This is a genomic window from Amycolatopsis sp. WGS_07 (assembly GCF_045278895.1).
GTDB lineage: Bacteria > Actinomycetota > Actinomycetes > Mycobacteriales > Pseudonocardiaceae > Amycolatopsis.
The window spans coordinates 3,942,340-3,965,189 of sequence record NZ_CP136053.1; the positions used below are offsets into that span (position 1 = coordinate 3,942,340).

Below are 22,850 nucleotides of genomic sequence, written 5' to 3' on the forward strand. Positions count from 1 at the left end.
CTGTCCACATCGGACAGAGCGGTTTCATTGAGATGTCATCGGCGCGCGCTACGTTCCGGGGCCGATCCGATTCGACGCGCGGGGGCGATGAACGTGGCCAGAGACCAGCTGGATGCCGGGACCGCGAACCGGGTGAAACTGCGTGGCCTGGTTCTGCGGCAGCCGGACCGCAAGACCGTGCGGCTCTACGCCGACGACGGCAGCCGGGAGGGGTTCCCGATCGGCTGGGCCGAGCTGTCTCCGCATCCTTACCACCGGCGTCCCGCGTGGCAGACGTTCTACCGCAGCGTTCCCGGCGACGACTCCAGCTACTGGCGCGGCGGAATCGCCCGCCAGGCCGGGTACACGCCGCTGGATTACGGGGGAAGCGACGAGATCCGGCTCGCGATCGACGAGATCCTCTCGCTCGCCCGCTGGGGCGATGTCCTGGCCGACCGCGAAATCCGCTCCGGCCGGACCGGGACCTACACCGCCACGATGGACCCGGTGCAGGCCGAGTGGCTGGCCGGTCTCGACGCGCCGAAGGGGATCACCAACCTCGGCGGCGGACGGGTCCGGCTCACTAACGTCGTCGTCGCGCTTTTCCGCGGTTCGCCGGACTCGCAGCCGCACGTCGACGCCCGCGACCTGTTCCACCTCGATCCGATGGACCCGCCGATCCAGCTCACCCGGGAACGGTGAGCGCGGCGTGGTGCGCTGCTGACCGCCCGTCTTCCAGGGCGAGTACCTGGTCGAACCCGGCGACGTGCTCCGGCCGGTGGGTCACCAGCACCACGGTTCCCTTCGCCTTCGCCAGGACTCTGGCCAGCACTTCGTCGCCGTGCGCCGGGTCGAGGCCCTCCACCGGTTCGTCGAGGACCAGGACCGGTGGGGCGGCGAGGACGGCGCGGGCGAGGATCAACCGTTGCCGCTGACCGCCGGACAGGGCGTCGCCGTCTTGGCCGGTGTCCCGGTCCAGCGGGAGGTCGAAGCCGGCGGTTTCGCAGGCGGCGCGCAGGTCGTCGTCGGTGGCTTCCGGGTTGGCCAGCAGCAGGTTCTCGCGGACAGTCGTGGCGAAGACGTGTGCGTCGGCGAGCGCGCCGGAGATCACGGCGGGGTGCGGCCCTTCGATTGGACGGCCGTCGACGGTGATCGAGCCGGACGTGGGGGAGACGAAGCCGAGCAGGACGTGCAGCAGGGTCGTCTTTCCGGCGCCGGACGGGCCGAGGATGCCCAGCCGGGTGCCGGGCGGCAGGTCGAGGTCGATGCCTTCGAGCGCGGCCCGGCGGCCGCGATGGCGCACGCCGACGTTGGCCAGCCGGAAATGTCCCGGGCCTGGGGTTGGTTCCGGGACGGATGCTGGTGCGGCGAGGACAGCGCGTACGCGGCTCAGCGACGCCCGGATTTCGGGGATCCGCTCGGCGGCGGGGATGAGCGGAAGGGCCAGCTCGAACAGCGCCATCGTGGTCAGGGTGAGGGCGGCGGTGACCGGGATGCTCGCCGGGCTGAGCAGCGCGACCGCGGCGGTGGTCGCGAACTGCACGGTCATTCCGGCGGCCGTGCGGAGGGCGAGCCGGACGCCGGTGCGCCGGGAGTCTGCGGCTAGTTCGTCTACTACTGCGGTGGCGCGGTCTTTTTCTCGTTGTTCCCAGCCGTAGGCGATCAATTCGTCGCGGCCGCGGACGAGTTCCACTGTGCGTTCGGCTAGTTCCTGTTGTGGCTTGGCTTTTCGTCGGCTGATCAATAGCGCGGCGGTGGCGAGTAGTCCAATGAGGACGATTCCGGCGAGCGGAAGGCTGACCAGTCCGGCGAACACCACCACGCCGAGACCGACGGTTCCGGCGACGACGGCCGGTAGCGCGAGCCGGAGGATGGCGTCCTGCACGGCGTCCACATCGGACACTAGGCGGGTGACCAGGTCCGCGCCCGAGTGTTCGGCGACCCGGCGGGGGAGGAGGGATTGGTACACCCGCGTCCGCAGCGAGCCGAGGTAGCGGAGGACAACGTCATGCCCGGCAAGGCGTTCCGCGTAACGGAGACCGCCGCGCGCCAGCGCGAAGACTCGCACGGCGACGATCGCGAGGGTGAGCGCGGCGAGTGGCGGTTGCTCGGCGGCGCGCATGAGCAGCCACGCGGCGGTGCCGGTCAGCCCGAGCCCGGCTAGTTCGGCACCGACGGCGAGCAGAGTTGCGCGGACGAGTTTCATACCGTCACCCCGTGGTTGAGTTCGACCGTCCGCGACGCGAGTGCGACCAGTGCCGGTCGGTGGGCGACCAGGACGGCGGTGCGTCCGGGGAGCAGTTCCTTTGTTCCTGCCAGTACGGTCGCTTCCGTTCGCGCGTCGAGGCGGGCGGTGGGTTCGTCCAGCAGGACGAGTCCGGCGTCACTGCGGGACAAGGCGCGGGCAAGGCCGACGCGTTGCCGTTGCCCGGCGGACAGTCCGGCACCCAGTTCGCCGATCTGCGTCGCGTAACCGTCGGGGAGGTCGGTGACGATGTCGTCGACGCGGCGACCGGCGGTGTTTTCCTTGAGCGTTCCCCGGAACAGCGTCGGACGTTGTGGCAGCCAGGCGGTGTCGCGCAGCCAGGAGGAGTGGTCGAGTTGTTGGAGATCGACGCCGTCCACCAGCACTCGGCCGCGCGTCGGTGCGACGAAACCCAGCAGTACTGCGAGAAAGGTGGACTTGCCGGACCCGCTCGGCCCGACCAGTGCGAGGTGTTCGCCGGGGCGGATCGTCAGGTCTACTTCGGACAGTGCGCGGGTTTCGCCGTAGTGCACGGAAACGCGGTCGAACACCACTTCCGGCGGACCGAGCCGACGCGTCTTCGTGCCGGACCGGCGAACTGCTGTCGGTGTGGAAAGGATTTCCTTCAACGCGGTGAGCCCTTCGGTAGCGGCGTGGAACTTCGCTCCGGCGGCGCGTAACGGCAGGTATGCCTCCGGGGCGAGGACCAGGATCAGCATCGCGGTGTGCGCGGTCATCGAGCCGGACAGCAGCCGGAACCCGATCGGTACGGCGACGAGTGCGATCGACAGAGTCGCGACGAGTTCGAGCACCAGCGCGGAGAGGAAGGCGACTTTCAGTGTCCGGATGGTGGCGTCGGCATGCGCGTCGGCCATTTCCCGTACGACGCGGACTTGCGCTTGTGCGCGGCCGAACAGTTTGAGCGTCGGTAAACCTCGGACTACGTCGAGGAAGTGTCCGCCCAGTCGCGTTAGCAGCGTCCACTGTGTACGAGCTTTGGTGTGTGCGCCGATCAGTGCGCCGAAGAGCGGGATCAACGGGACGGTCGCGGTCACGATCAACGCGGAAGTCAGATCTGCGGTGAAAAGCCTTGCCAATACAGCGATCGGCACGAGCACTGACAGGACCATCGCGGGTAGGTAGCCCGTGAAGTAGGTCGCGGTGGCGTCTACGCCCTTGGTGATGCGAGTGGCGGTCACGCCGGGGTCGTCGGTGGCGTCGAGCAACCGGCGGCGCAGGCCCGCTTGCGCCGAAGTCGCGAAGCGACTGGTAAGCACGCCGTGCGCGAAGGTGAGCAGAATCCGCGCACCGACGGCGACGAGCAGCGCGACCGACACGCCGCCGCCGGTGAGGAGCGTCGCCAGCCCGTCCGCCTGGACGAGCACGGTGACAGCGGTGACGACGCCTAGCACGGCGAGCGCTGCGAGGTAACCGCGGAGACCAGGCAGAGCGGGCATGACGAGACTCCTTCAGAAGTGCAGCAACGATTTCTCGTCGACCGGACGCCGATGTGCTCGCCAGGTCAACCACTGCACGGCGATCAGCACGAGCAGCGCGGGTGCCGCGAACCAGCCGAGCACCGCTGCCATATCCGGAGTGGTCGCGGCCTGTTCGACGGTCAACTGATAGCCGGAGGTGGACGACAGAACGACCGGGTACCGCAGCACGCCGACCAACAGCGCCGGACTGGCGGTCAGGAGCATCGCGGCGGGCAGCGCCAACCGTGGCCGCCGGAGTCCGAAAAGGACGGTCAGGTAAGCCGCGAACGCGATGGCGACGACCACAAGCGCTGCCCAGGAAGTAGCGGAGAAGGCACCCCACGCTGTAGCTATCACCAGGAAGAATCCGACCGGGGCGAGGAACGAGCGAGTGAGCCGTCGTACCCGCCCAGCGATCTCCGCCGGACCGCGCACGGAGAGGAAAACCAGCCCCTGCAAGCAGAACAGCGCGACAAACCCGAGCCCCCACAGCACCGCGTACGGATTGAACAGCGCCAGAACGTCGTCTACTGGATGACCTTGCGCATCCAGCGGAAGCCCACGCACGAGGTTGCCGAGGAACAATCCCCACGAGACCGCCGTGACCAACGCGCCCGCGGTAATGGCGAACGTCCACCCTCGCCGGCCGCCCTCCGGATGCCGGCTCCGCAGCTGAACCGCCGCGGTGAACGTGACTAGTCCCAGCAGCAACAGCACAACCAGCACGTAAGCCCCGGCGAACACCCGCCCTTCCAGATGCGGGAACGCACCGAACAGCACGCCGACCGCCGCGATCAGCCACACCTCGTTGGCCAGGAAGAACGGCCCGACCGCGCCGAGCACCCGCCGTTGCCCAGCCTCGTCGCGGGACAGCGCGGGAAGCAGCATCCCGATGCCGTAGTCGTAGCCGGCCAGCGCGAAGTAGCCGCCCAGCAGCAAACCGAGCACACCCCACCAGATCGTCACCACGGGTCACACTCCACTCAGGACGGGAAGTTCGGTTTCCGCCGCGGCCGCCGGGCCGCGTTTGGCGATCCGGGCGAGCAGCACCCAGTCGGCGATCGCCAGCACCACGAACAACAGCGTGAAAGCGATGAAGGAGAACAGGATCTGCCCGCCGCTGACCCCGGCGACCGCGTCCGCGGTGCGCAGCTTCCCCTGCACCAGCCACGGCTGGCGGCCGATCTCGCGGACCAGCCAGCCCAGGATCGCGGCGACGAACGGCAACGCGATTCCCGGCACCATCAGCAGAAGCAGCGGCCGCGCTCGCAGCAGCAGGTCGCGGAACAACAGCAGGGTGCCGATCAGCGCTGCGAAGAACGTGAAGAAGCCGACCATGATCATCATCCCGAGCGGCAGCCCGACCGCGGCGCCGAACTTGTCCGGCTGGTACCCGGCGACCTTCCCGAACTGCGCGAACCCGGCCTGGATCACCAGCACGCTGCCGATCAGTGACGTCACGACTCCGATCCGCAGCGACCGGCGGAAGAAGTCGATCTCGCTGGTGCGCTTGAGGAAGTGGTACGCGCTGACCCCGGACACGAAGAACCCGCCGGTCAGCAGCGCAGCCCCGAGCACATGCGGCAGCGACGCGACCAGCGCCGGATTGGCGAACAACGCACCGAAGTCGTCCAGGCGCAGCACGCCGTTCTCCAGCCGCGAACCCACCGGGTTCTGCAGGTACGAGTTGGCGACCATGATGAACAACGCCGAGGCGTACGCGGTGAGCGTGACCAGCCACAACACCGCCAGATGGAGCCATTTGTTCATCCGGCCCCGGCCGAAGATCCACACTCCGAGGAACGTCGATTCCAGGAAGAACGCCACCAGCGTCTCGATCGCGAGCGGCGCGCCGAAAACGTCCCCGGCGAACGCGGAAAGCCCGGTCCAGGTCATCCCGAACTGGAATTCCATCACGATTCCGGTGACTATTCCGAGTGCGTAGTTGACCACGTACAACCGGCCCCAGAACGCGGTCATCCTGGAGAACTGCTCCCCGCCGCGGATCGTCGCGCGGGTCTGCATGATCGCCACCATGGTCACCAGGCCCAGGGTGAGCAACACGAACAGGAAGTGGATCGAGGTGGTGGTCGCGAACTGGAGTCTCGCGATCGGCAGTGGGTCCATGCCGACGGAGCCTATACGTAGTGCGGCTACATGTAGCGAGCAAACCCATGAGATCGGGGTGATCTCAGGGTTTTTCCCGGACGGTTCTCCGGCGGCCAGGGATTAGCCTGCCAAGGTCAAGATGAGTAGACTGCCCACCTATGAAAGCGGATACGTTGCGCGGTCACCTCGACGCGTTGCTGCTGGCCGTCCTCGACGGCCGCAAGCTGCACGGCTACGCGATCATCGAGGCGCTGGCGCTGCGCAGCGACGGGGCGCTCGACCTGCCCACCGGCACGGTGTACCCGGCGTTGCGCCGGCTCGAGCGCGCCGGCTGGCTGGCCAGCGAATGGGACGTGGTGTCCGGCCGCAAGCGCCGCACCTACCGCCTCACTCGCGCCGGACAGCAGGCACTGGCCGCGGAACGGGCGCAGTGGCGGGAGTTCACCACGGTGATCGGCGGAGTCCTGGAAGCATGACTAGAGCCATGACGAGAAGTCCCATCGACGGCTACCTGGCCGAACTGGACCGCACGCTGGTCGGCCGCCGCCGCCCGAAGGCGGACCTGCTCGCCGAAGCCCGCGACGGTCTGCACGACGCGGCAGAGGCGTACCGCGCGGGCGGCTGGAGCGAGACGGAAGCGCAACGCCGCGCGGTAGCGGATTTCGGTCAGGTCCGCGAGATCGCCGCCGACTACCAAGCGGAACTGAGCACACACAACGGAGTGCGGACGCTGTGGCTGCTCGTGCTCGGCGTACCGGCGATGCAGGCATCGTGGCAGGCGGCGCGCCTGTTGACCTACGGCTCCTGGGACCGGCTGACCACGCCGAATCCCAGCTGGTACCTGTTCATCACGCAGTTCACCCACGCCGGGATCTACGCCGTGCCCGTGGTCGGCCTCCTCGCGCTGCTGTGCACACGATGGCTGAGCCGCCGCTTCGACGGCGTGCGCACGGCCAGTGTCTGCCGCGTGCTCGGCGCGATCGCGGTGGGCCTCAACCTGTTTTCGGTGCTGCTGCTGATCGGAGCGACCGGAGTGGTCGACGCCGCGCGGCTGTTCCTCAGCGGACCGTGCGGGCTGCTGATGGTCTCGTGGGTGGTTTTGTCCTTCCGACTTGTCGTGCTAGCGCGACGTTCCTGGGGACGGTGTGCCACGATCGTCGCGTGACGACCGCGCTGATCTACCTCGTAGTCATGCTGCTGGTGGCCGCCGTGGTGTTCCTGCTGGCCGCTGTGGTGTTCGGCCGGGGCGAGGAACTGGCGCCGCTGCCGCCGGGCAGCTCGCCCACCCGCCTGCCCGCCGAGGACATCACCGGCGAGGACGTCCGCCAGGTACGCTTCCAGCTGGTGTTTCGCGGCTACAAGATGTCCGAAGTGGACTGGGTGCTGCGCAGGACCGGCGTGGAACTGGACGAACTGCGCGAACGGATCGCCCGGCTCGAGGCCGCGCAGCAGCCGCGCGAGGCGGCGCACCGGAGGCCGACGGGTGAGTGACCTGGTGCTGTCGGTCGACGTCGCGGCACCGGCGGGCACGACCTGGCTCGCCCTCACCGACTGGGCCCGCCAGGGCGAGTGGATGCTGGGCACGTCGGTGCGGGTCGTCGAGGGCAACGGCCGCAGCGTCGGCTCGAAGCTCGCCGCCTTCACCGGGTTCGCGGGCATCGGCTTCACCGACACCATGGAGATCACCGCCTGGGAACCGCCGCTGCGCTGCACGGTGCGCCACCTCGGCAGCCTGGTGCAAGGAACCGGGATGTTCCAGGTGCTGGCGAAGGGCGCGGGCCACTGCACCTTCGTCTGGGCCGAACACCTCAAACTGCCGTTCGGCCTGCTAGGCCGCGCGGGCTGGCCACTGGCGCGCCCGGCGTTCGCACTGGGCGTACGGCATTCGCTGCGCCAGTTCGCGAGGTTCGCGGAGAACTATTCAATGGGGGAACAATGACGGAACTGCTGGGCGAGGACGGAATCGCCCGCTGCAGCTGGGGCAACTCAGCCCCGGACTACGCGGCGTACCACGACGAGGAGTGGGGCGTCCCGCTGCACGGCGAGGCCGAACTGTACGAACGGCTGTGCCTGGAGTCGTTCCAGTCCGGACTGTCCTGGATCACCATCCTGCGCAAACGCGAGAACTTCCGCAAAGCCTTCCGCGGCTTCATCCCGGAGAAGGTCGCGCGCTTCGGCGAGAAGGACGTCGAACGCCTGATGCAGGACGCCGGGATCGTCCGCAACCGCGCGAAAATCGAAGCCGCGGTGAAGAACGCCCGTGCGGTAAGCGACCTGGACATCCCGCTGGACAAACTGCTGTGGTCCTTCGCCCCAGCCAAACACCGCCGCCCCCGCACGATGGCCGACGTCCCCGCGATCACCGACGAGTCAAAGGCCATGGCGAAAGACCTGAAGAAACGCGGCTTCGCCTTCCTAGGCCCCACCACCTGCTACGCCCTGATGCAGGCCACCGGCATGGTCGACGACCACGTGAAGGGATGCTTCCGCGCCACCCGCTAACCGCCCGTGATGGGCCCCTTCACGGACTTAGATTCCCTCAAGGAGTCCTTCACGGCCCGCCTCAAACCCGCCACCGCTGCACCCACCCAGCGAGGCACCCACACCACCCCCGCACCCCGATACGAAGCCAAAACACGGTCTGGGGCTGCTTGTCAAGGCATCTTTCCCGCCTTGACAAGCAGCCCCAGACCGTAGTCACACTCAAGCTTCGGGGTGCCCCACGCGCGGCTTACTTCCCTTGAAAACGAGGCTTCCGCTTCCCCACAAACGCCTCCACCGCCTCCGTATGATCCGCAGTAGCCCCCAACGCAGTCTGCGCCGCGTCCTCCGCCGCCAACGCCTCCTCCAGCGAAGACTCCGCGGCAACCCCCAACACGCTCTTGATCTTCGCGTAAGCCACCGTAGGCCCAGCCGCGAGCTTCGCCGCCACCTTCTGCGCCCGAGCCGCCAGCTCCTCGTCCGGCACAACTTCCCCGACGAGCCCGATCCGCAACGCCTCCGCCGAATCGACCGTCCGAGCCATCAACATCAGCTCAGCAGCCCGCCCGTACCCGATCAACCTCTGCAGCGTCCACGACGCCCCCGAGTCGGGCCCGAGGCCGACGTTCGCGAACGCCATCAAGAACGACGACGACTCAGCCGCGATCCGCAGGTCACTGGCATACGCGAAGGCCGCCCCAGCGCCCGCCGCGGTGCCGTTCACCGCCGCGATGACCGGCTTCGCCATGCCGGTGATCGCCTTGACGATCGGGTTGTAGTGGTCGCTCACCGTGTGCAGCGGGGCGGGGTCGTTGGCCTGCAGCAGGCCGACGTGCTCCTTCAGGTCCTGTCCGGCGCAGAACGCCTTGCCGGTGCCGGTCAGCACGACCGCGCGGACGTCCGGGTCCTCGGCGGCCGCGCTCAGCTCGGCGATCAGGCGCTCCTTCAGCTCGACCGTCAGCGAGTTGTACGCCTCCGGCCGGTTGAGCGTCAGCGTGCGAACGCCGTCGGCATCGGCGGTCAACAGGACGTCGGATGTGGTCACGAAATGCTCCTCTGAAGCGGCGGCTCGGGTTCTCGGGACTGAGTCTCGCACCCCCGGCGGGCGGCATACCAGCACCGATGCGGCGGCAAATGATCGGTCCGCGTTCGCGCCCGGGCGCTGATGAGGGACAATGGGGGCGAGACCCGGCTGGCATGGGAGTGCGCGACCCGGGCGCGCCGGTTGAGACGGAGGGAGCACGCTATGGCGGCCATGAAGCCCCGGACCGGAGATGGTCCCCTCGAAGTGACCAAGGAGGGGCGGGGCCTCGTCATGCGGGTGCCACTGGAGGGTGGCGGCCGGCTGGTCGTCGAACTCTCCGCGGAGGAAGCGAAGGACCTCGGCGCTGCGCTGCAGGAGGTCACTGGCTGACCTGCGCTCTCCCCGCTCTGTCCACTGTGCACCCCGGTCTCCGTTCGGAGGCCGGGGTCGGTTCGTCTGCGCCCTAAGGTTGCTCGCTGTGCGTAACTCGCTACCACCCGTTCCCACGAAGCTGCCCGAAATCGAGGTCGTCGCCGCGACCCGCCGCGGACTCCCGCTGGCAGTGCTGATCGCGCCGGCCGAAGCGGAGGAAGGCGCAGCGTACGGGTCGAGCGGACGCACCGCCGAAGTGCGCGAAGTGCCCGAGAACGGCGACGGTCCGCGCTGGGTCGCCGGCATCGGCGAAGGCGAGCCGAAGGACTTTCGACGGACCGGTGCCGCGTTGGCGCGTGCGTTGCGCGAAGCGGCGGAGAACCGTCCGATCCGGACAGTCCAGGTCGTACTGCCCGAAGAGGCAACAGCGGAACATACGGCGGAATTGGCGGTCGGACTGTCGCTGGGCGGCTACCGGTTCGTGGTCACCACGACAGAGCCGAAGCCGCCAGTGCCCGCCGTACGCCTGGTTGCCGCGCACGAGCGCGCTGTGCCCGCGTACGCAGACGCAGTGGCGCGCGTACGCGTTCTCGCGGCGGCTGCGGCCTTTACGCGGGATCTCGCGAACGCGCCGTCGAACGTGAAGAACCCGGCGTGGCTGGCCAACACTGCGTCGAAGGTGCTGGGCGGCACTGTCGACGTGACAGTGCGAGACGAGAAGTGGCTCGCCGACAAGGGGTTCGGCGGAGTGCTCGCGGTCGGCAGCGGTTCGGCTTCGCCGCCGCGCTTGATCGAGATGACGCACCGCCCGCGCGGCGCGAAGAAGCACCTGCTGTTCGTGGGCAAGGGAATCACCTTCGACACCGGCGGCCTTTCGCTGAAGCCCGCCGACGGCATGCACCTGATGCGCACCGACATGGCGGGCGGCGCGGCCGTGATCGCCGCGATGCGCGCGATCGGGGAGCTGAAGCTGCCGGTGCGCGTCACCGCGCTCGTGCCCGCGGCGGAGAACCACGTGTCCGGCGGCTCGTACCGGCCCGGCGACATCGTGCGCCACTACGGCGGCCAGACCACCGAGATCGGCAACACCGACGCCGAGGGCCGGATGGTGATGGCCGACGCGCTCGCGTACGGAATCTCCCAGTTCAAACCAGACCTGATCGTCGACGCGGCCACCCTGACCGGCGCGATGAAGGTGTCGCTCGGCCTGCGCACCGGCGGCGTCTTCGCGACCGACGACGACCTCGCCGCGCGGATCGTCGAGGCGGGTGCCCGCGCCGGCGAGGCGTGGTGGCGGATGCCGCTGGTCGAGGACTACGCCGTGGGCATCGAAGGCGAACTCGGCGACATCCAGCAGGCTCCCGGCGGACCGGGCGGCATCATGGCCGCGCTGTTCCTGCGGGAGTTCACGGCGGGCCTGCCGTGGGCGCACCTGGACATCGCGGGCCCGGCGCGCGCGGACAAAACGTACGACGACGTCGTGCCCGGCGCGTCCGGATTCGCGGCGCGGACCCTGGTGGAATTCGCGGCCTCGTACGAGGGCTAGTTCTTCCCGGCCAGCTCTTCCTCGCGCCGGGTCAGCACGATCGGGTCGCCGTCGGTGATCGCCACCGTGTGCTCGGAGTGCGCGGTGCGCGAGCCGTCGGCGGAGCGGATGGTCCAGCCGTCGGGGTCGTAGACGATCTTGTCGGTCGTCCGCGCGAGCCACGGTTCCAGCGCGAGCGTCAGTCCCGGCTTGAGCTTCATGCCGCGGCCCGCCTTGCCGCGGTTGGACACGTGCGGGTCGCCGTGCATGGTGCGGCCGATGCCGTGCCCGCCGAACTCGGTGTTGACCGGATAGCCGTACCCGGTCGCGACCGCCTCGATCGCGGCCGAGATGTCGCCGAGCCGGTTGCCCGCGCGCGAGGCCTCGATCGCGGCTTCGAGCGCTTCCTCGGTGGCCCGGATGATCCGCCGGTCCTCCTCGGCGGGCGTGCCGACGATGACCGTGCGCGCCGAATCGGCCGCCCAGCCGTCGATGGTGACCGCGATGTCCGCGGTGAGCACGTCGCCGTCGCGCAGGGTGTAGTCGTGCGGCAGGCCGTGCAGGACGGCGTCGTTGACCGACAGGCAGATGACGTTGCGGAACGGGCCTTCGCCGAACGACGGCGCGTAGTCCCAGTAGCACGAGACGGCCCCGCGCCGCTTGATCATGCCGCGCACGTGGTGCTCCAGGTCCAGCAGGTTGACGCCGACGTCGGCGAGCTTGCCGACCTCGGTCAGCACCTCGGCGATGAACCGCCCGGTCACGTGCATGCGGTCGATCTCCGCAGGCGTCTTCAGCTCGATCACGACTACCTCGCGTCCTCAGGTTCCGGTATTTCTATACCGGAAACGCTAGCACGGTACCGGGATAGAAATACCACCCCGGTCGCTAGTCCGTCATGCCGAGCACGTGGTCCCGGAATGCCTGGACCGCGGGCGAAAGCGGTTCGCCGGCGCGCCAGGCGAGCCCGATCGTCCGATGGACCGGCGGGTGCAGCGGCACTTCCGCGACACCGGCCGGGGAGCCGGGCTCGAACCGCGGCAGCAGCGCCACGCCAAGGCCGGCTCCGACGAGCCCGCGGACGGTGTCGGATTCCTGGCCCTCGAAGGCGACTTTCGGGGTGAAACCGGCGGCGGCGCAGAGGTCGTCGGTGATCCGGCGCAGGCCGTAGCCGTGTTCGAGGAGCACGAACGGCTCGTCGGCCAGCTCCGCCACCCGCACGCTGCGCCGCCCGGCCAGCCGATGTCCGGCGGGCACGGAAAGGTGGATCGGCTGTTTGTCGAGCACGACCGTCTCCAGCCGGTCGTGCTCGACGACCGGGGCGAGGACGGCGAGATCAAGTTCCCCGGACACGAGCCGGTCGACCATGTCCTGCAGTGAGCCCTGCACGAGGGTGAACCGCGCGGACGGGGCCTGCTCGCGATACGCGCGCAGCAAACCCGGCACCAGCGACCGGCCGAGCAGGTGCAGAAACCCGAGCACGACGCGGCCGCTCGCCGGTTCGATCTCCTCGCGAGCGAGCCGGACCCCGGCGTCGACGACGGGCAGCGCGCGTTCCGCCGCGTCGGCCAGCAGTTCGGCGGCGCGGGTGAGCCGGACGCCCCGGCCGTCGGGCACGGTCAGCGGCGCGCCGAGGGCGTGTCCCAGCGCGGCCAGCCGCCTGCTGACTGTGGGTTGCGGCACGCCGAGGATTTCGGCGGTGCGGGTGACGCTTCCGGTGTTCCGCAGCGTGGCCAGCAGAGACAGGTGCGGGACGAGCTGCGCCGTGAGGCTCTCATTCGGCACGGTATGAATGATGGCAGATCAACGTATTAGACGTATTGATTAGCGAAGCTTACTTTCGGGGCATGCTCTCCTCCGCCCGTCGGGTCAAGGTCGCGGTCGCCGCCGCGGGATTCACGTCGTTCGCCCTGCTCTACGCCCCGCAAGCGGTGCTTCCGCAGCTCGCCGGGCAGTACCACCTCGACCCCGGCGGCGCGGCGCTCACGGTGAGCGTGGCGACCGGCGCGCTGGCGATTTCCGTGCTGCCCATCGCCGCGCTGTCCGAGGTGGTCGGGCGGCGGCCGGTGATCATCGCGTCCGTCGTGATTTCGTCCGTGCTCGGGCTGCTGCTGCCGCTGGTGCCGGACTACTCGCTGATGCTCGTGCTGCGCGCGGTGCAGGGCGTCGCGATCGCGGGCTTCCCCGGCGTGGCCACGGCTTACCTCGTGGAACGGCTCGGGAAGACCGGCGTCGCGGCCGCGGTCGGGGCGATGATCGCGGGCAACACGATCGGCGGCATGACCGGACGGCTGGCTACCGGGTTCACCGCCGGTCCGCTCGGCTGGCACGGCGCGTTGTACGTGGTGGCTGGGCTTTCGCTGGTCTGCGCGGTCGTGACGGTGGTGATGCTGCCGCCTTCACCGGTCAGGACGGGGGAGCGGCAAGGCCTTCGCGACATCGGCACCGGCCTGCTGACCGCGGTGCGGCGGCCGGTGCTGCTCGTGCAGTATGCCGTCGCGCTGCTGGCCATGGGGTCGTTCGTCGCGCTGTACAACGCGGCCGGGTTCCGGCTGACCGGCTCGCCGCTGAACCTGTCGCCGGCGATCGCGTCGCTGGTGTTCGTGTCGTACGCGCTGGGCTCGGTTTCGTCGGCCACCGCCAACCGGCTGTCCGCGCGGCTGGGCCGTCGGCGGGCGCTGGTCGGGGTGCTGGTGCTCACCGCGGTCGGCGCGCTGCTGACGATCCCGGACTCGCTGCCGCTGATCGTCGTCGGCTTCCTCGTCCTGACGACGGCGTTCTTCGCCGCGCACTCGATCGCGAACAGCTGGGCCGCGGCCGAGGCCCCGGAGAACGCGCGCGGCCAGGTCGGCGGGCTGTACATGCTCATGTACTACCTGGGCAGCAGCATCGGCGGCGGCGTAGGCAGCGTGGTCTACGGCCGGGACGGGTGGAGCTGGCTGATCGTGGCCGTCGTGGTGTGGCTGGGGCTGGCCGTGGCGGCGGTGGCGATGGGGACGCGGGTCCGGAGCGAGAAGCGGGTGCTGGTGAGCAGCTGATCGCTCACGAGCAGGCCGTGGCCACCAGCAGCCCGCCGCCGACCGGCAGCAGTGCCGGGATCAGTCGTTCGTCCTCGCGGACGGCACGGGCGACCTCGCGCAGCGCCATCGTCTCCGGGTCGCGCCGGGCCGGGTCGGTGAGCCGTCCGCCCGCGAGGACCTGGTGGAACACGATCACCCCGCCGCGGCGCAGCAGGGCCACGCCCTGTTCGTAGTAGCCGGGGTACTCGATCCGCGCGGCGTCGACGAACACCAGGTCGTAGCCGCCCGGCGTGAGGCGCGGCAGCACGTCCAGCGCGCGGCCGACGATGAGCCGCATCCGGCCCGGCGGGTAGCCCGCTTCGAGGAACGTCTTGCGCGCCGCCCGCTGGTACTCCGGTTCGACGTCGATCGAGGTCAGCACGCCGTCGGCGGCCATCCCGCGCAGCAGGTACAGCCCGCTCACGCCGGATCCGGTGCCGACCTCCACGACTGCCCTGGCGGCGACGGTCGCGGCGAGGAACCGCAGCGTCGTCCCTGCTCCGGGGGCCAGCGGGGCGCACCCGAGGTCGGCCCCGCGCAGCCGCGCGGCGGCCAGCACGTCGTCGTCGGGCAGGTACCCGTCGACCTGCTCGGCGCCGACCGCCCCGGTCTCGGCCGCCGCCTCTGTCCCCGAACTCACGCGCGAAGGTTAGCGCTGGTTGTCGATAAATCAGCAGAAGGCTCCCTGGTAAGCGCCTTCCGGCCCCGGTTAAGCCCCCGAAAACCGGGTAAAGGCCAACTTCTCAGGCTGCTCTCAGATCGGTCTCATGAGTTCCATAAGGAAGGCCGACAGACTGAGTCTCAACCGCACGGGAACACCGTGTGCCCGGCCCGCGTTGGCAGAGGTGAAGAGGAGTTGACCCAGATGGAGGTGCCTGCTCCCCTGATGCAGAACGCCGAACTGCCGGAGGCCGCTCCGGTGACCGTGGACGCAGCCGAGGCGGCCTGGACGCCGCCCTCGTGGGACGAGGTCGTGCGCGAACACGCCGACCGCGTCTACCGGCTCGCCTACCGCCTCACCGGCAACACGCACGACGCCGAGGACCTGACCCAGGAGACGTTCATCCGCGTCTTCCGGTCGCTGGCGTCCTACAAGCCCGGCACCTTCGAGGGCTGGCTGCACCGGATCACCACGAACCTGTTCCTCGACATGGCGCGCCGCCGCTCGCGCGTGCGCATGGAGGGACTGCCCGAGGACACCGACCGGATCGTCGGCGACGACCCGAGCCCGGAGCAGCACTACAGCGACACCCACCTGGACCCGGACCTGCAGGAGGCGCTCGACGAGCTGCCCCCGGAGTTCCGGGCCGCGGTCGTGCTGTGCGACGTGGAAGGACTGTCGTACGAGGAGATCGGCGCGACGCTGGGCGTCAAGCTCGGCACCGTGCGCAGCCGCATCCACCGCGGCCGCTCGGCGCTGCGCGCGTCGCTCGAGCGCCGTCGCGCGACCCGGGAGGAATCTGCGAAGGTGTCCGTATGAGCGGCTGGCGTTTCGCCGAATCCCACCTCATGCCCGACGCGGTAGTCGCACTGGTCGACGGCGAGCTGACGCCCGTCGCGCACGACCGGGCCCTCGCGCACCTCGCGCGCTGCCCGGACTGCGCGGCCGAGGTGACCTCGCAGCGGCAGGCAGTCGCGGCGGTCAAGGACGCTGGCGCGCCGTCGATGTCGGCGGGGTTCCTGGCCAGCTTGCGGTCCATTCCGGAACACACTGACCTGCCCGGTTCGCCGGACAACCTCGCGGTGACCGCGGACGGTCAGCTGGTGGCGATCCAGCGGCCGGACCGGGTGGCTGGGCTGCGCGATGCGGGGGTGCTCGGGGGTGCCGCGCCGTTGGGAACAACGGCGCCGCTCGGGCAGTCAGCGAACGTGCTCGGCGGCGGACGGTTCGCGTTCAGCCGGAAAAGGGCGGCGCAAGGGGCAGGGGTCGTGGTGTCCGGGCTCGTGCTGAGCGCGCTCGCACTCGTCGGGACGTCGGCGGATAGCGGGGAGGGGTCGACCGGCGGGAATGGGCCTGGGTTGACGCCTAATGCGAACTTGTTGCCTGCGAAGATGAATGTGCCGCAGACGTCGTCCTCGCCGGTTTCTTCTCGGGCTGAGGTGCCTGATGAGGTGCCGGGTGGGGTTGGGGAGGCTGTGGCTGCTCGGTAGGGCGGCTGGGCTCGTCGCCTGGCGGCGACATTGCGGGCCGGTTGTTGCGTGGGGCACCCCGAAGTTTCAGTGTGACTACGGCGCGGGGGTGCTTGTCAAGGCGGGAAAGATGCCTTGACAAGCACCCCCGCGCCGTGTTTTGGCTTCGTATCGGGGTTGGGGGTGGGGTGGGTGCCTCGCTGGTTGGGTGCATCGGCGGCGGTTCTTGGTGGGGTGGGGCTAGCGCCCCAATGTGGCGTTGGGTGCGTGGGATGCACCCAATGCCACATTGGGGCGCATTCCGGCGAGCGGGGCGGGTCGTGAAGGTGCCCTTGAGGGAATCTCAGTGCAGTGCCAGGGAGTTGGGGCGGCGCTATGGGTGCGGTTGAGGCTCATCTGCCCAAGTCGAAGGGGCTGGCCAGGGCCGGTGCGGTTCTTGGCGGGGCCGGTGGGCGGCGGGAGCGGGGCTGGGGGCGTCTGTGAGGGGAACCTTCACGGACTCTGATTCCCTCAGGGTGCCCCTCACGGACCTTCGGATACGGTCATATAGGCATAAATCGGGCAATTCGGCGGTTCTGGCGTCCTTTGTGGATGGTCCAGCAGGCGTGGGGCCACGCAGCTGAAGTCCCTGGCATGGGGCTCGGAGTGCGTGAAGGGGCCTCTCGCGGACGTGGGCGCGGGCTAGGCAACAGGCATTTCACTGTGGTCTGGGCACAATTCCGTTGAGGCTTGGGTATCGTCGACTCTCAGCCGCAACTGAACCGTCTCCGGGGAATGATGACCGACCAGCCGAACTCGAATCCTGACCAGTCCGGTGCCGTCGGTACGGACCGGTTGGGGCCTCGGCCGCTTGAGCGGCCTGCGGTGGATCAGCAGCAGGCGGCTGTCTTTGGGCGTCCGCACGGGGTCGAGGGGGCGTTCGACAAGCTTTACACCCCGGTGCCCAACGGGAATGGGCAGAAGCTCAGTCTCGCGCCGCCTACGCCGGAGTCGCTGGCGGAGGCGTTCAGCAGGCCCGCGGGGGCCGAGGGCGTCCGGTTGCAGCGGCCGCTGGAGGCTTCCGGGGAGAACGGCGCCGCGGAAGATCCGCTGTGGACTGATACCAGCGATCCGTGGCGGGATCCGGCGGCTGGGGCGGTGCTGGCTGGGCCCGCGGTGGTGCCGGAGGACGACGAGGCGGAGAAGCCGAAGCTGCCTAGCGGCGCGCGGTTGAGCCTGCCTGAGGTGTTGTTCGGGCGGCGGGTGCAGCCGAAGGCGTTGGCCATGCTCGGCGTCGTGGCTCTGCTGATCGGGGCGGTTGGCGGGCTCGTCGGCTGGTGGGTCGCGGACACCGGGTCCTCGTTGACGGGGAGCGCCACGATTTCCGAGGCGGAGGCGGCCAAGGAGCGGCCGCCGGGGTCGCTCGCGGACATCGCGCACCGGGTGGCTCCCGCGGTGGTTTCGCTCGAGGTCGTGAAGCCGGGGGCGGACAGCGGCGAACAGGGCTCCGGCGTGGTCATCGACCCGCAGGGGTACATCCTCACGAACGAGCACGTGGTCTCGACCGCGGTCGGCGACAAGGCCACGAAGATCACCGCGGTGTTCAACGACGGGACCCGCACCGAGGCCAAGGTCGTCGGCGCGGATCAGAAGACCGACCTCGCCGTGGTGAAGGTCAACGTGACGAACCCGGTGGTCATGCAGATCGGGAAGTCGTCCGATCTGCAGGTCGGGGACGCGGTGATCGCCGTCGGCTCGCCGCTGGCGCTGCAGAACTCGATCACCTCGGGCATCGTCAGCGCGCTCGACCGGCCGGTCACCGCGGGCGGCGACAACGGCGCGGCCCCGGTCACCTACTCGGCCATCCAGACCGACGCCGCGATCAACCACGGCAACTCCGGCGGCGCGCTCGTCGACTCGACCGGGGCGCTGGTCGGGATCAACTCGGCCATCCGCTCGTCCAGCTCCGACGGCGGCAGCATCGGCATCGGCTTCGCCATCCCCAGCGACTACGCCATCAAGATCGCCAAGGCGCTGATCAAGGACGGCAAGGTCAAGCACGCCGACATCGGGATCAACGCGGCCTCGACGGTCGCCGGCTCGTCCACGATGGGCGCGCAGGTGCGCAACGTCGCGCCGAACGGGCCCGCCGCGTCCGCCGGGATCAAGGAGGGCGACGTGATCACCAAGATCGGCGACCACGTCGTGCGCGACTCCGCCGAGCTGACCGTCGCGGTGCGCAGCCACGATCCTGGCCAGGTGATCCCGGTACAGCTCGCCCGCGACGGCGCGCTGCTGGTGGTGGACGTCACGCTCGGGTCGGACTGACATTCGCCCCTGACATCCGTTCTTAAGCCGCTGTGCGACATTCGGGCCTGCCGGGACGCGAAACGGCCCGGGTAGTCTTGGGCGGGGCAGCACCGAGCGGAGGTTTCACGGGTGTTCGACAGTGTCGGCTGGGGCGAGATCCTCGTGATCATCATCGCGGGGCTTTTCATCCTCGGACCCGAGCGGCTGCCCGAAGCGGCGGCCTGGATGGCGAAGAGCGTCCGCAAAGCACGCGACTTCGCGACCGGTGCGCGCGAGCAGTTGCGCGAGGAGATGGGGCCGGAGTTCGACCAGCTCCGCAAACCCCTCGAAGACCTCCGCGGCCTGCGCAATCTCGATCCGAAACGGGTCGTCACGCAGCATCTGTTCGACGGCGATTCCGACCCGCTCGGGCTGAACGGGTACAAGAACGACCTCAACGGGTCCAACGGCTCCAGCGGCACGCCGACGATCAAACCGCAGACCGCGATCCCGCAGCCGGAGCCGCTGAAGCCGGGCGAGCGCCCGCCGGTGGACCCGGACGCCACCTGACCCTCGCCCGACCAGCGCGCGACGGTACTGATCAGGCTGGGTAGCCTCGGGGCATCAGCTCAATCGACCCTGGAGGTTCCCGATATGTCACGCCGTGCGGCTGCGCTGGCCGGAACGATCGCGGCGGCCGCCTTCGCCGTCGCCGGGTGCAGTGCCGACGACGAGCCGAGCACCAAGGCGCCCGCCACCTACACCTCGGTGCCCGCACCGGCGATGTCGTCGTCGGCCGCTCCGTCGAGCGCTCCCGGAAACGGCGGGGCCACCGGCGAGCAGCCGAACGTGAAGCGTGGCGCGGAGACCGGCGAGGCGGGCGTTGACGTGCTGGTCAACGTCTCCTACCAGGGCGGGAAGGTCACTCCGCCGGCCGGCGTCGTCGACGTCAAGGTCGGCAACAAGGTGAAGATCAAGGTGACCTCGGACAAGTCGCAGAACATCGACGTCGAGGGCCTGCCGGACAAGTCGGCCGACGTCTCCGCGAAGGAGCCCGAGGGCATCGACTGGACGGTCACGAAGCCGGGCGACACCAAGGTGACGCTGCGCGAGGCCGGTGCCCTTCTGGTGACGGTGCACGCTTCCTGAGACCAGTAAAAGAGGCGTGCACCCGGCGAAGGGTGCACGCCTCTTGTGCTGAGGATCAGCGACCGGCGGGGCTGACGTTGAGCATCATCCCGGCCAGCCCGCGCGCCCGGACCGACAGCTGCTTCGCCGCGTCCTTCAGCACCAGCGACGCCGGCGCGTCCGGTTCGGCCAGCACGATCGGCGTGCCCTCGTCGCCCTGTTCGCGCAGGCGCGGGTCCAGCGGGACCTGGCCCAGCAGCGGCACCGTGGAGCCGACCGACTTCGACAGCGAATCCGCCACCGTCTGGCCGCCGCCCGCGCCGAAGACCTCGATGCGCTCGCCGGTCGGCGTCTCCAGCCACGACATGTTCTCGATGACGCCCGCCACGCGCTGCCGCGTCTGCATCGCGATCGCGCCCGCGCGCTCGGCCACCTCGGCGGCGGCCTGCTGCGGCGTGGTCACCACGAGGATTTCCGCGTTCGGGATCAGCTGTGCCACCGAAATCGCGATGTCGCCGGTGCCCGGCGGCAGGTCCAGCAGCAGGATGTCCAGGTCGCCCCAGAACACGTCGGCGAGGAATTGCTGGAGCGCGCGGTGCAGCATCGGGCCGCGCCACACCACCGGGGTGTTGCCCGGGGTGAACATGCCGATCGAGATGACCTTCACGCCGTGCGCCTGCGGCGGCATGATCATCGTGTCGACCTTGGTCGGCTTCTCGCGCGCGCCCAGCATGCGCGGCACCGAGTGGCCGTAGATGTCCGCGTCCACCACGCCGACCGACAGCCCGCGCTCGGCCATCGCCACGGCCAGGTTCACCGTCACCGACGATTTGCCCACGCCGCCCTTGCCGGACGCGACGCAGTAGACCCGCGTCATCGAACCCGGCTGCGCGAACGGGATCACCGGCTCCGCCGCGTCGCCGCGCAGCGATTTGCGCAGCTCAGTGCGCTGCTCGTCGCTCATCACGTCCAGCTCGACCCGCACGTCGGCGACGCCGGGGAGCTTCGAGACGGCCTTCTTCGTGTCCGCGGTGAGCGTCGCCTTCAGCGGACAGCCCGCGACCGTGAGGTAAATCCCGACGTCGACCACCCCGTCGTCGCCGACCGCCACGTCCTTGACCATGCCGAGGTCGGTGATCGGTTTTTTGATTTCCGGGTCGTACACGTCCTTCAGCGCGGTGCGGACGTCGTCGACGCTGGGGAGCTGCTGTGTACCAGTCACGCTTCCATCGTACGTACTGCCCGGTTCAGCCTTGCTTCGCCTTGCGTGGCTTGGAGTCCAGGTCAAGATCATCGCGCAGCCGGTCGAGTTCGCTGCGCAGGTAGTCGCGGGTCGCGACCTCGCCGATCGCCAGCCGCAGCGCCGCCAGTTCGCGGGCGAGGTACTCGGTGTCCGCCTTGGTCTGGGCGGCGCGCGTGCGGTCCTCCTCCAGCGACACCCGGTCCCGGTCGTCCTGCCGGTTCTGCGCGAGCAGGATCAGCGGCGCGGCGTACGCGGCCTGCGTCGAGAAGGCCAGGTTGAGCAGGATGAACGGGTACGGGTCCCAGCGCAGCGACACCGCGGCCAGGTTCAGCACGATCCAGACGACCACGATGAGCGTCTGCCAGAACAGGTACTTCCCGGTGCCGAGGAACCGCGCGATCCGTTCGGTGAACCGGCCGAAGGTGTCCGGGTCGATGTTCAGCCGCAGGCGGGCCTGGCCGCGCGGCTGGTCGAGCCTGCGGCCGGTCCTGAGTTCAGCCACGTTCGGCCTCCTGGAGATCGGCGCCGTCGGTCACGTCGTGCAGTCCGGTTTCGCGCCAGTCGTCGGGCAGCAGATGGTCGAGCACGTCGTCGACGGTGACGGCGCCGAGCAGGTGGTCCTCGGCGTCGACGACCGGGCCGCAGGCCAGGTTGTACGCCGCGAAATACCGGGTGACCTCGGCGAGCGTCGCCTCCGGGCGCAGTGCGGTGAGGTCGGTGTCCACGGCGCTGGCCACCAGTTCGGCGGGCGGTTCGCGCAGCAGCCGCTGGAAGTGCACGACGCCGACGAACCGGCCGGTCGGCGTTTCGGTCGGCGGGCGGCACACGAACACCATGCTGGCGAGCGCGGCCGGGAGTTCGGCGTTGCGGATGTGCGCCAGTGCCTCGGCGATCGTCGCGTCCGGCGTCAGCACCACCGGTTCCGGCGTCATCAGGCCGCCCGCGGTGTCCGACGAGTACGCCAGCAGCCGTTTGACCGGCGCGGATTCCTCCGGCTCCATCAGTTCCAGCAGCCTGCTCTGCTCGGCGGGCGCGAGTTCGGCGAGCAGGTCGGCCGCGTCGTCCGGGTTCATCGCCTCGAGGATGTCCGCGGCGCGTTCCTCGGCGAGGTAGGCCAGCAGTTCCTTCTGGTCGTCCTCGGGCAGTTCCTCGATGACGTCCGCGAGCCGCTCGTCGTCCATCGCGTCGGCGACCTCGTGCCTGCGCTTGATCGGCAGGTCGCGCAGGGTCGCGGCGACGTCGACCGCGCGCATCGTGTCGAACAGCATCAGCAGCTGGCCCGCGCCTTGCGGCTGCCCCGCGAGGTCGGTGAGCCCGAGCCCGGCGACCTCGTTCCACGGCAGCACCTGCATCGCGGTGCGCCGCCTGCCCAGCGCCAGCCGGGTCGACCGCTCGCGGACGGCGAGCTTCGCCAGCACCCAGTCCCGGGTGCGGGTCGGCTCCATCGCCGCGTCGACCACGGTCACCCGGGTTTCCGCGCCGGTGAGCGTGGCGTGCGCGTCGAGGAGCTGACCGCACACCAGCACCTCGTTGGGCCGCTGGTGGAAATGCCGCATGTTGACCGAGCCCGTGGCCAGCGTCACGGCGTTCGGTTCGATCGAGGTGACCCGCAGCATGGGCACGAACACCCGGCGCCGGGTCGCCAGCTCCACGACCATGCCGAGGATCCGCGGCGGCTGCTGGTCGAGCCGCAGCCCGGCGACGACGTCGCGGACCTTGCCGATCGATTCCCCGTCGGGCCCGAACACCGGCAGACCCGCGAGCTGAGCCGCGTAAACCCGGTTTGTGCCTGCCATGCCGCCGACACTA

General features: G+C 69.6%; 25 protein-coding genes. 14 read left to right on the top strand and 11 right to left on the bottom strand.

The annotated features are described in order from the left end of the window. Positions 1-87: 87 nt before the first annotated feature. Positions 88-681 (top strand): hypothetical protein, encoded by a 594-nt coding sequence (locus RPX00_RS18880; protein WP_406641031.1) that lies wholly within the window; start codon positions 88-90, stop codon positions 679-681. On the opposite strand, the gene cydC is transcribed toward RPX00_RS18880, so the two are convergent. The 4 genes from cydC to RPX00_RS18900 are packed head-to-tail and all read right to left on the bottom strand — an operon-like array spanning position 665 to position 5,829. Next, positions 665-2,185 carry a thiol reductant ABC exporter subunit CydC gene (gene cydC / locus RPX00_RS18885; RefSeq protein ID WP_406641033.1) on the bottom strand — a complete coding sequence of 507 codons (1,521 nt, stop codon included), beginning with the start codon at positions 2,183-2,185 and terminating at the stop codon, positions 665-667. The genes RPX00_RS18880 and cydC overlap by 17 nt on opposite strands. After that, complete coding sequence (gene cydD / locus RPX00_RS18890; RefSeq protein ID WP_406641036.1) at positions 2,182-3,681, bottom strand: thiol reductant ABC exporter subunit CydD; 1,500 nt, start codon at positions 3,679-3,681, stop codon at positions 2,182-2,184. The genes cydC and cydD overlap by 4 nt, the downstream gene beginning before the upstream one ends. Positions 3,682-3,693: 12 nt before the next feature. After that, entirely contained in the window at positions 3,694-4,671 is a 978-nt protein-coding gene (locus RPX00_RS18895) for a cytochrome d ubiquinol oxidase subunit II (RefSeq protein WP_406641038.1), read from the bottom strand. Positions 4,672-4,674: 3 nt separating this feature from the next. Continuing rightward, positions 4,675-5,829, bottom strand: a complete 1,155-nt coding sequence (locus RPX00_RS18900) for a cytochrome ubiquinol oxidase subunit I (protein WP_406641040.1) — start codon at positions 5,827-5,829, stop codon at positions 4,675-4,677. Between the two features lie 140 nt (positions 5,830-5,969). Here RPX00_RS18900 and RPX00_RS18905 point away from each other — a divergent pair, with 140 nt between their 5' ends. The 5 genes from RPX00_RS18905 to RPX00_RS18925 are packed head-to-tail and all read left to right on the top strand — an operon-like array spanning position 5,970 to position 8,313. Continuing rightward, entirely contained in the window at positions 5,970-6,287 is a 318-nt protein-coding gene (locus tag RPX00_RS18905; RefSeq protein WP_378300460.1) for a helix-turn-helix transcriptional regulator, read from the top strand. A gap of 8 nt (positions 6,288-6,295) precedes the next feature. Then, a complete protein-coding gene (locus RPX00_RS18910) occupies positions 6,296-6,976 on the top strand; it encodes a permease prefix domain 1-containing protein (protein ID WP_406641042.1) in 681 nt (226 codons plus the stop codon). Beyond that, positions 6,973-7,302, top strand: coding sequence for a DivIVA domain-containing protein (locus RPX00_RS18915; protein ID WP_406641044.1), 330 nt, complete (start codon positions 6,973-6,975; stop codon positions 7,300-7,302). The genes RPX00_RS18910 and RPX00_RS18915 overlap by 4 nt, the downstream gene beginning before the upstream one ends. After that, positions 7,295-7,750 (top strand): SRPBCC family protein, encoded by a 456-nt coding sequence (locus RPX00_RS18920; RefSeq protein ID WP_406641046.1) that lies wholly within the window; start codon positions 7,295-7,297, stop codon positions 7,748-7,750. Before RPX00_RS18915 ends, RPX00_RS18920 begins: the two co-directional genes overlap by 8 nt. Further along, positions 7,747-8,313, top strand: a complete 567-nt coding sequence (locus RPX00_RS18925) for a DNA-3-methyladenine glycosylase I (RefSeq protein ID WP_406641048.1) — start codon at positions 7,747-7,749, stop codon at positions 8,311-8,313. Before RPX00_RS18920 ends, RPX00_RS18925 begins: the two co-directional genes overlap by 4 nt. A gap of 229 nt (positions 8,314-8,542) precedes the next feature. Here the strand turns inward: RPX00_RS18925 and RPX00_RS18930 are convergent, their stop codons facing one another. Next, complete coding sequence (locus RPX00_RS18930) at positions 8,543-9,337, bottom strand: enoyl-CoA hydratase-related protein (RefSeq protein WP_406641050.1); 795 nt, start codon at positions 9,335-9,337, stop codon at positions 8,543-8,545. A gap of 201 nt (positions 9,338-9,538) precedes the next feature. Here RPX00_RS18930 and RPX00_RS18935 point away from each other — a divergent pair, with 201 nt between their 5' ends. Together RPX00_RS18935 and RPX00_RS18940 are read left to right on the top strand one after the other, a co-directional pair. Beyond that, entirely contained in the window at positions 9,539-9,706 is a 168-nt protein-coding gene (locus RPX00_RS18935) for a DUF3117 domain-containing protein (RefSeq protein WP_005155393.1), read from the top strand. Between the two features lie 88 nt (positions 9,707-9,794). After that, positions 9,795-11,234 carry a leucyl aminopeptidase family protein gene (locus tag RPX00_RS18940; RefSeq protein ID WP_406641052.1) on the top strand — a complete coding sequence of 480 codons (1,440 nt, stop codon included), beginning with the start codon at positions 9,795-9,797 and terminating at the stop codon, positions 11,232-11,234. Here the strand turns inward: RPX00_RS18940 and map are convergent. Together map and RPX00_RS18950 are read right to left on the bottom strand one after the other, a co-directional pair. Further along, the gene (gene map, locus RPX00_RS18945; protein ID WP_406641054.1) at positions 11,231-12,019 is read right to left on the bottom strand and encodes a type I methionyl aminopeptidase; all 789 of its coding nucleotides are present in this window, start codon (positions 12,017-12,019) and stop codon (positions 11,231-11,233) included. The genes RPX00_RS18940 and map overlap by 4 nt on opposite strands. 82 nt (positions 12,020-12,101) lie before the next feature. Next, a complete protein-coding gene (locus tag RPX00_RS18950; RefSeq protein ID WP_406641056.1) occupies positions 12,102-12,998 on the bottom strand; it encodes a LysR family transcriptional regulator in 897 nt (298 codons plus the stop codon). Between the two features lie 62 nt (positions 12,999-13,060). Here RPX00_RS18950 and RPX00_RS18955 point away from each other — a divergent pair, with 62 nt between their 5' ends. Further along, complete coding sequence (locus RPX00_RS18955; RefSeq protein WP_406641058.1) at positions 13,061-14,251, top strand: MFS transporter; 1,191 nt, start codon at positions 13,061-13,063, stop codon at positions 14,249-14,251. A gap of 4 nt (positions 14,252-14,255) precedes the next feature. Here RPX00_RS18955 and RPX00_RS18960 read toward each other — a convergent pair whose 3' ends face one another. Next, positions 14,256-14,912: an O-methyltransferase gene (locus tag RPX00_RS18960; protein ID WP_406641060.1), complete on the bottom strand. Its 657-nt coding sequence runs from the start codon at positions 14,910-14,912 to the stop codon at positions 14,256-14,258. 225 nt (positions 14,913-15,137) lie between these two features. Between RPX00_RS18960 and sigE the strand changes: the two genes are divergently transcribed. From sigE to RPX00_RS18985, 5 genes are all read left to right on the top strand, one after another. Further along, positions 15,138-15,752: an RNA polymerase sigma factor SigE gene (gene sigE / locus RPX00_RS18965; protein WP_037353366.1), complete on the top strand. Its 615-nt coding sequence runs from the start codon at positions 15,138-15,140 to the stop codon at positions 15,750-15,752. After that, on the top strand, positions 15,749-16,423 hold the full coding sequence (locus tag RPX00_RS18970; protein ID WP_406641062.1) for an anti-sigma factor family protein: 675 nt from the start codon (positions 15,749-15,751) through the stop codon (positions 16,421-16,423). The genes sigE and RPX00_RS18970 overlap by 4 nt, the downstream gene beginning before the upstream one ends. A 756-nt stretch (positions 16,424-17,179) precedes the next feature. Further along, positions 17,180-18,709, top strand: a complete 1,530-nt coding sequence (locus tag RPX00_RS18975; protein WP_406641064.1) for a S1C family serine protease — start codon at positions 17,180-17,182, stop codon at positions 18,707-18,709. 111 nt (positions 18,710-18,820) lie between these two features. Further along, entirely contained in the window at positions 18,821-19,240 is a 420-nt protein-coding gene (gene tatB, locus RPX00_RS18980) for a Sec-independent protein translocase protein TatB (protein ID WP_406641066.1), read from the top strand. Between the two features lie 84 nt (positions 19,241-19,324). Further along, positions 19,325-19,819, top strand: a complete 495-nt coding sequence (locus RPX00_RS18985) for a hypothetical protein (protein ID WP_406641068.1) — start codon at positions 19,325-19,327, stop codon at positions 19,817-19,819. Positions 19,820-19,874: 55 nt separating this feature from the next. Here the strand turns inward: RPX00_RS18985 and RPX00_RS18990 are convergent, their stop codons facing one another. From RPX00_RS18990 to RPX00_RS19000, 3 genes are read right to left on the bottom strand one after another with little or no spacing between them, the layout of a single operon-like run. Continuing rightward, a complete protein-coding gene (locus tag RPX00_RS18990) occupies positions 19,875-21,020 on the bottom strand; it encodes an Mrp/NBP35 family ATP-binding protein (protein ID WP_406641070.1) in 1,146 nt (381 codons plus the stop codon). A gap of 25 nt (positions 21,021-21,045) precedes the next feature. Next, positions 21,046-21,543, bottom strand: coding sequence for a DUF1003 domain-containing protein (locus tag RPX00_RS18995; RefSeq protein ID WP_406641072.1), 498 nt, complete (start codon positions 21,541-21,543; stop codon positions 21,046-21,048). Further along, positions 21,536-22,837 (bottom strand): magnesium transporter MgtE N-terminal domain-containing protein, encoded by a 1,302-nt coding sequence (locus RPX00_RS19000; protein WP_406641074.1) that lies wholly within the window; start codon positions 22,835-22,837, stop codon positions 21,536-21,538. The genes RPX00_RS18995 and RPX00_RS19000 overlap by 8 nt, the downstream gene beginning before the upstream one ends. Between the last annotated feature and the right edge of the window lie 13 nt (positions 22,838-22,850).

Excerpts from the sequence above, each read along its gene's own strand:
- RPX00_RS18880 (WP_406641031.1), top strand. The coding sequence starts at position 88 with ATGAACGTGGCCAGAGACCAGCTGGATGCCGGGACCGCGAACCGGGTG.
- cydC (WP_406641033.1), bottom strand. The coding sequence starts at position 2,185 with ATGAAACTCGTCCGCGCAACTCTGCTCGCCGTCGGTGCCGAACTAGCC.
- cydD (WP_406641036.1), bottom strand. The coding sequence starts at position 3,681 with ATGCCCGCTCTGCCTGGTCTCCGCGGTTACCTCGCAGCGCTCGCCGTG.
- RPX00_RS18900 (WP_406641040.1), bottom strand. The coding sequence starts at position 5,829 with ATGGACCCACTGCCGATCGCGAGACTCCAGTTCGCGACCACCACCTCG.
- RPX00_RS18905 (WP_378300460.1), top strand. The coding sequence starts at position 5,970 with ATGAAAGCGGATACGTTGCGCGGTCACCTCGACGCGTTGCTGCTGGCC.
- RPX00_RS18910 (WP_406641042.1), top strand. The coding sequence starts at position 6,296 with ATGACGAGAAGTCCCATCGACGGCTACCTGGCCGAACTGGACCGCACG.
- RPX00_RS18925 (WP_406641048.1), top strand. The coding sequence starts at position 7,747 with ATGACGGAACTGCTGGGCGAGGACGGAATCGCCCGCTGCAGCTGGGGC.
- RPX00_RS18935 (WP_005155393.1), top strand. The coding sequence starts at position 9,539 with ATGGCGGCCATGAAGCCCCGGACCGGAGATGGTCCCCTCGAAGTGACC.
- RPX00_RS18955 (WP_406641058.1), top strand. The coding sequence starts at position 13,061 with ATGCTCTCCTCCGCCCGTCGGGTCAAGGTCGCGGTCGCCGCCGCGGGA.
- sigE (WP_037353366.1), top strand. The coding sequence starts at position 15,138 with ATGGAGGTGCCTGCTCCCCTGATGCAGAACGCCGAACTGCCGGAGGCC.
- RPX00_RS18970 (WP_406641062.1), top strand. The coding sequence starts at position 15,749 with ATGAGCGGCTGGCGTTTCGCCGAATCCCACCTCATGCCCGACGCGGTA.
- RPX00_RS18975 (WP_406641064.1), top strand. The coding sequence starts at position 17,180 with ATGACCGACCAGCCGAACTCGAATCCTGACCAGTCCGGTGCCGTCGGT.
- RPX00_RS18985 (WP_406641068.1), top strand. The coding sequence starts at position 19,325 with ATGTCACGCCGTGCGGCTGCGCTGGCCGGAACGATCGCGGCGGCCGCC.
- RPX00_RS19000 (WP_406641074.1), bottom strand. The coding sequence starts at position 22,837 with ATGGCAGGCACAAACCGGGTTTACGCGGCTCAGCTCGCGGGTCTGCCG.